The 6,223-nt window shown below is 67.2% G+C and carries 4 protein-coding genes; 3 read left to right on the top strand and 1 reads right to left on the bottom strand.

What is annotated here, in order from left to right; all coding sequences use genetic code 11:
* Together DSAT_RS05035 and DSAT_RS05030 are read left to right on the top strand one after the other, a co-directional pair.
* Nucleotides 1–225, top strand: a 225-nt coding sequence (locus DSAT_RS05035; RefSeq protein ID WP_020886511.1) for a 2-oxoacid:acceptor oxidoreductase family protein, incomplete at its 5' end; no start/stop codon positions are given.
* A 6-nt stretch (nucleotides 226–231) separates the two neighbouring features.
* On the top strand, nucleotides 232–1,827 hold the full coding sequence (locus DSAT_RS05030; protein ID WP_020886510.1) for a sigma-54-dependent Fis family transcriptional regulator: 1,596 nt from the start codon (nucleotides 232–234) through the stop codon (nucleotides 1,825–1,827).
* Nucleotides 1,828–1,924: 97 nt separating this feature from the next.
* Here DSAT_RS05030 and DSAT_RS05025 read toward each other — a convergent pair whose 3' ends face one another.
* The gene (locus tag DSAT_RS05025) at nucleotides 1,925–4,270 is read right to left on the bottom strand and encodes a cysteine synthase (protein WP_020886509.1); all 2,346 of its coding nucleotides are present in this window, start codon (nucleotides 4,268–4,270) and stop codon (nucleotides 1,925–1,927) included.
* A 162-nt stretch (nucleotides 4,271–4,432) separates the two neighbouring features.
* On the opposite strand from DSAT_RS05025, the gene DSAT_RS05020 reads away from it, so the two are divergent.
* Nucleotides 4,433–6,196 (top strand): motility associated factor glycosyltransferase family protein, encoded by a 1,764-nt coding sequence (locus DSAT_RS05020; RefSeq protein ID WP_020886508.1) that lies wholly within the window; start codon nucleotides 4,433–4,435, stop codon nucleotides 6,194–6,196.
* Nucleotides 6,197–6,223 lie beyond the last annotated feature (27 nt).

Here is a 6,223-nt window from a genome sequence, read left to right as displayed (position 1 = left end):
GAGGCCTACTTCCTGCCGATCCTTTCGCTCGGCCGCGAGGCCGGAGCGCCCCAGGCCGCGAACATGGTCCTGCTCGGCGCGCTGTGCGCGGCCGACCGCCTGCCCTTCGGCCTGTCGCGCCTGGCCGAGACCATCCGCACCAGCATGTCCCCGAAACTACACGATATAAACCTCAAGGCCATCGAATTGGGCGCGCGCGCCCTGTGCGAGGCCAAGGCAGCCTGATTCCTCATGGAAAACACCCTCTCCTCGCTCAATTCCCAGGTGGTCATGGGCACCCTGAAACGGGTGCTGGCCGAGATCGGTCCGGGAAACGCCCTGCAGCCGAGCATGAAGTCTCTGCTGCGGGTCCTGGCCGAGAACATGGGCTACAAGCGCGCCTTCCTGGCCATCTTCGACCAGGAGACGGGGACTTTGAAAATCGGTTTGACCCACACCCAGCCCAAGATCAGCCAAGCCACCTACACCCCCGGCCAGGGCGTCATCGGCCAGGTCTTCGAGTCCGGTTCGAGCCTCGTGGTGCCCCGCATGAAGGACCATCCCGAGTTCCTGAACCGGGCCTTCGGCCGTCCGCCAGAAGAATTGTCCTCGCTGGCCTTCATCTGCGTTCCCGTGACCAACGTCACGCCGGATACGCGCGAGATCGAGGTCCTGGGCACCCTCTCCGTGGACCTGCCCGCCCTGCCCCGCGACATCCTGGAGGAGCACCGCCAGTTCCTGGAGGTCGTGGCCGGGCTGATCGCCAAGCAAGCGGCGCTGCTCCAGGAGGAGATGGCCCTGCAGCAGCGCCAGATATCGGCCCAGGCCCTGAGCGGCGAAGAAACGACCTTCATGATGCCCAACATCGTCGTCTCCTCCAAATCCATGCGCGTGGTACTACAGCAGATCAGCCAAGTGGCCAACTCGCGCGCCACGGTGCTGCTGCGCGGCGAATCCGGCACGGGCAAGGAGCTTCTGGCCGAGGCCATTCACGCCGCAAGCCCCCGCGCCCAGGCCCCGCTCGTCAAGCTCAACTGCGCGGCCCTGCCCTCGGAACTCATTGAATCCGAACTCTTCGGCCACGAGAAAGGCGCCTTCACCGGCGCGGTGGCCCAAAAGAAGGGCATGTTCGAGCAGGCCAACAAGGGCACGCTGTTCCTGGACGAAATCGGCGAACTCTCGCTGGAAGCCCAGGCCAAGGTGCTGCGGGCCATCCAAGAGAAGGAGATCCAGCGCCTGGGCAGCGAGCAGACCATCAACGTGGACGTGCGTCTGGTCACGGCCACGCACCGTCCGCTGGAGGAACTGCTGCGCGACGGCCGCTTCCGCGAGGACCTCTACTACCGCATCAATGTCTTCCCGATCTTCATTCCGCCCCTTCGGGAGCGGCGGGAGGACATCCTGCCCCTGGTCGAGCACTTCCTCGACCTGTTCTGCAAGGAATACCAAAAGACCATCCGGCGCATCTCCACCCCGGCCATCGACATGCTCACGCAGTACCACTGGCCAGGAAACGTGCGCGAGCTTCGCAACTGCATGGAGCGCGCGACCCTGATTTGCGACGAGGAGGTCATCCGCTCCTACCACCTGCCGCCGAGCCTTCAGACCTCGGAGTCCTCGGCCACGGACATGGACCTCTCCTTTGGCGAGGCCGTGGCCAAGTTCGAGCAGGAGATCCTGGTGGACGCGCTGAAGAAGGCCAAGGGCAACATGCTCCAGGCCGCGCGCGACCTGCGCGTCAGCTACCGCATCGTGAACTACAAGGTGAAGAAGTACCGCATCGATCCGCGCAAGTTCGTCACCGTGCGCCGCCGCGCAAGCGGCAAGAGCGCGGCCACAGGGACGTGAGCCGGACGGCCCACCCCGCCCCGAACATTGAAGGCCCCTGGTCCGATGGACCAGGGGCCTTTTCATTATTCCACGGGGATGAACGGCGTGCGGCTGTTCAGCCGGGCTGCCGGGCGTTCGCCCTGAAAAGCCTCGGCCCAAGCGGCGTGTCTTCCAGGCGGAAGCCGTGATCACACAGGCGCTCGCGCAGTCCGTCGGCGAGGGCGAAATCCTTTGCGGCCCGGGCCTCCTCGCGCTCGCGAACGATGGCGCGGACCTCCGGCGACCATGCGCCCTCGGCCAGGGGCACGGCCTCGCGGTCGAGGATGCCGAGCACGGCGTCCACCTCTTCGAGCGCGGCAAGCGCCCTCTCCGCGCCAGCGCCGATGCCACCCGCCGCCAAGCGGCCGTTGACCGCCTTGATGAAGGCGGAGAACGCGGGCCAGAAGCGATGCAATGAAAGATCGTCCTCCATGGCGGCGGAAAACGCGGCCCGAAGCGCGGCCGCCTCGTCGCCCACATCGCCGGGCAGGCCGCTGGCCGCGCCTTTGCCCGGAGACTGCGCGGCAAGATGCAGGGCCGCGTAGAGGTCCTGCGCCTTGCCCCGGTTGCGCCGCCACATGGCCAAGCCTTGCGGCGCGGTGGTCAGCGCCTTGCGGTAGGAGGTCGAGAGTAGCCAGACGCGCAGGTCGCGCGGGTCGGCCTCGCCGGACAATTCGGGCAGCCCCTGGGAGGTCTCGCCGCACTCCTCGCGACCGCACACAGGCCCGGCCACGGCCCAGACCGACGGCCGCATCCCGGCCGCGCGGCCGAAAATGGCCGCGAAATTCTCCAGATGCGGGAAGCGGTGCGCCTCGGCGGCCAGGACCACATCCACGGAGGGCAGGTTTTCCACGGCCGCGGCCGCAAGCTGCAAGAACCAACTCGGCCGCACCTTGCCCCACTGCGTGTCCAAGACCTCTCCGGCCTTCAGATCGGCCAGGGAAGCGCGCTTGAGCAAGGTGAAGTCCAGGGGGTTGTCCTTGGCGTAGGCCGCGAGATCCACGGTATGGCCGATCTTCAGGCCCGTGGTGTCGGCATGCGCGGTGCGGCCGTAATCGCGCTCGCGCGTGACGTCGAAATAGACGCTGCGAAGCTTCTCGTAGGCCAGCCCCCGGCCGAGCAAGGCCGTGGTCAGGCCAAGGGCGCGATCCATGGACGCGGAAGCCAGGACGAAACGCACCTGCTCGCCCACGCCGAGCCGCGCGGCCTGCTCGCGCACCCGCCCAAGCGACTCCTCGGCAAAGGCGGCGCGGGACAATCCAGCCTGACGCGCGGCCGAAAGGGCGCGGTCGTCCATGTCGGCCAGCGGCACCACGGCCGTGGCCTTGCCGCCGCGCGCGGCCACAGCCCGGCACAGCGCGTCGGCCGTGACGATGCGCCGCCAGGACTCGGCGTCGCAAAGCGCGTCGAGCGACGGCCCGGGCGTGAAGATGCCAAGGCCCCCCTGCCCTGCGGGCAGCACCTGTGCCGCGCCGGAGGAGATGTCGAAGAGCGCGGGTCCCGTGCGCTCGGCCGTGGCGAAGAGGGTGGTGGAAAGATAGCGCTCGCCGCTGTCGGGGCAGATGAAGACCACGAGGCTGCCGGTCCTGCCCTCCCGGGCGAGGCTTTCGGCCAGACGCGCGGCCACGGCCGCGGCCGCGCCACTGCTCATGCCCACAAGCAGCCCCTCCTCGCGGGCCATGCGACGGGCCATGGCGAAGGCCTCGTCGTCCGCCACGGTGGCCACCTCGTCGGGCACATGCTTGTCCCAGATGCCCGGCGGATAGGACTCCTGCATGTTTTTCAGGCCCTGGATGCGATGCCCTGGCCGTGGCTCCACGGCGATGATCCGGATGGCCGGGTTGAACTCGCGCAGCCGCTTGCAAAGCCCCATGGCCGTGCCCGTGGTGCCCAGGGTGGCCACGACGTGCGTCACGCGGCCGTCGGTGTCCTCCCATATCTCCCTGGCCGTGCCGTGGTAATGCGCCGCGATGCTCGCCGGATTGTTGAACTGGTCCATGAGCACGTAGGTTTCGGGATGCTCCCGAGCCAGGCGATAGGCCTCCTCGATGGCCCCGTCCGTGCCCATGTGGCCGGGCGTGAGACGCAGCGTGGCCCCGTAGGCGCGCATAATGCGCTTGCGCTCCTCGCTGGCCGACTCGGGCATGAGCAGCATGAGCTTGTAGCCCTTCACGGCGCAGACCATGGCCAGACCGATGCCCGTGTTGCCGCTGGTGGCCTCGATGACCGTCTTGTCCGGGGTCAGCTCGCCCGAGGCCTCGGCCGCCTCGATCATGGCCAGGGCCACGCGATCCTTGATGGAGCCGCCGATGCTTTTGGCCTCGACCTTCGCCAAAAGACCGACGCCGGGCGCGGGGTTGATGCGCCGCATGCGCACGAGCGGCGTGCGTCCTACGAGTTCCAGGGGATTGGAATGGATCATGCAATCAGTCCGGCGTTTGATACGGCAGTTCATCCGGCAACGGCCCTGGCATCCGACTCCAGGGGCCATGGACCGGGCAATCGACACGCGTCGTGCGGCACGTCAACGTCTAGGGGAAAACCCACGTCGGCGCAAGACGCCAAAAGACCACGGGAAAACGCCATGAAGCTCTACCAGTTCCTCAAGGAGAACCTCGACGTCCTGAAGGAGACCTCCCCCGGCTTGCACGCCTGGCTGTGGTCCCAGGAATACGACATGCAGACCCTTGAGACGTCCATCTTTCAGAACGAGCACGGGACGCTCGACTGGCGCATGCAAAACGGCCAGGGCCTTTTCGAGCCAGCGCCGCCCGTGGCTTACTACAACGCCTGGCAGCCCGGCGAGAAGGCCGAACAGAGCGCCACCGTGCTCATCGGCTGCAACCTGGGCTACGGCGTGAACCACGTGCTGATGACCACCCCTCCCTCGCACAAGGTGTTCGTGCTCGAACCGCGCGCCGAAATGCTCCTGGCCTGCCTCGGACAGACCGACTACCGCGAGTTCATCCGCGCCGGGCGGCTGCGTTTCGTGGCACCGCTCGAAAGCGAGCTTCAAGAGATGGTGCGCGGCCTGGATTTGCAATTCCTGTTCGGCCGCGTGGTCGTGCGCGAGGACCTGCCCAGCCGTCAGATCGGACCGGAGTACGCCCACTGGATCCACCGCTGTCGGGCGCGCCTGGAGAGCTTCTCCGTGGAGATGACCACCCTGCGCCTGCAGCAGGACACCATGGTCGGCAACGAACTGAAGAACTTCGCCCGGGCCGCGAACGACGGCTCGCTCATGCCGCTCAAGGGAATGGGCGATGGACTTTCCGCCGTGCTCTTCGGCACGGGTCCCTCGCTCATGCGTTTCACGGAACACTTCCAGGGAACGCCCAGGGCGCTTCAGGTATCCTCGCTGCAGGCCCTGCCCAGTTTGCAGAAAAACGGCATCAAGCCGCACTTCTGCCTGGCCATCGACTATTCCACGGGCATGCGCCAGATTTTCAAGCGCCTGGACGCGGACGCCGCCAGGGACGTGCCGCTCATCTACTCGACCAAGATGGACCCCAAGGCGCTTGCCGCCTATCCCGGCCCGACCATCCCCCTGTGGACGCTCGGCGGCCTCTCGACCTTCGTCTTCGGCGGACGAGAACTCGTCCTGGACGCGGGCGGCAACGTGGGCGTGACCCTCTTGCGCCTGCTCGACTGGATGGGCGTGCGTCGGGTGCTGCTCGTGGGCCAGGATTTCGCCTGCCCGGGCGACACCACCCACGCCGCCGGACACCACGGCAGCAGAGACGTGGCCCAGGTGGCAGCGACCTACAACACCATGGTCACGGACGCGAGCGGTAATCCCATCAGAACCTCTCCGCAGCTTCTGGCCGCGCGGCGCGACATGGAGGACGATCTCGCGCGCTCGACCATCACCGCCTTCAACCTGTACGGCGGCGGCTCACCCATCAGGGGGGCCACGCCCGTGGCCTGGGACGACGTCGAGGCGAAAAACCTGCTCGACTGCCCGCCCGAATCCCTGCGCGCCTTCGGCTCGGCCCTGAGCCGGGCGCACATGCCCAGGCCCCGGCCCGTCTTCGAGGCCCGCTCCCAGATGTGGACCAACTCCCTGCGGCACGTGGAGCGCAGACTAGCCAAGCTCTTCAAGAAGGTCGAGAAGCGGCAACGCGATATCAACCAAGCGCTGGCCGACGTCGAGGTCTTCGTCAAGCAGGACCCGCTCTATTCGCCCTACCTTTTCAACGAGATCATGGACCTCTCGGGCCTCATCCGCGCCCGCACGCGCTACGTGCCCACGGACTTCAAGGACATCAAGGCCCTGTTCTCGCGCATCCTGGCCAAGGTCCGCGAGATGGACGCCGCACTCGCGCCGAGTTCCGCCGAGGCCGCCTGAGGCTTGAGGGTTGCCGGGCCGGGACCA

The sequence above is a fragment of the Alkalidesulfovibrio alkalitolerans DSM 16529 genome, assembly GCF_000422245.1.
Taxonomy (GTDB): Bacteria; Desulfobacterota; Desulfovibrionia; order Desulfovibrionales; family Desulfovibrionaceae; genus Alkalidesulfovibrio; species Alkalidesulfovibrio alkalitolerans.
Note: the sequence above shows the minus strand (reverse complement) of the source record. Positions and strands in the feature narration are given on the sequence as shown.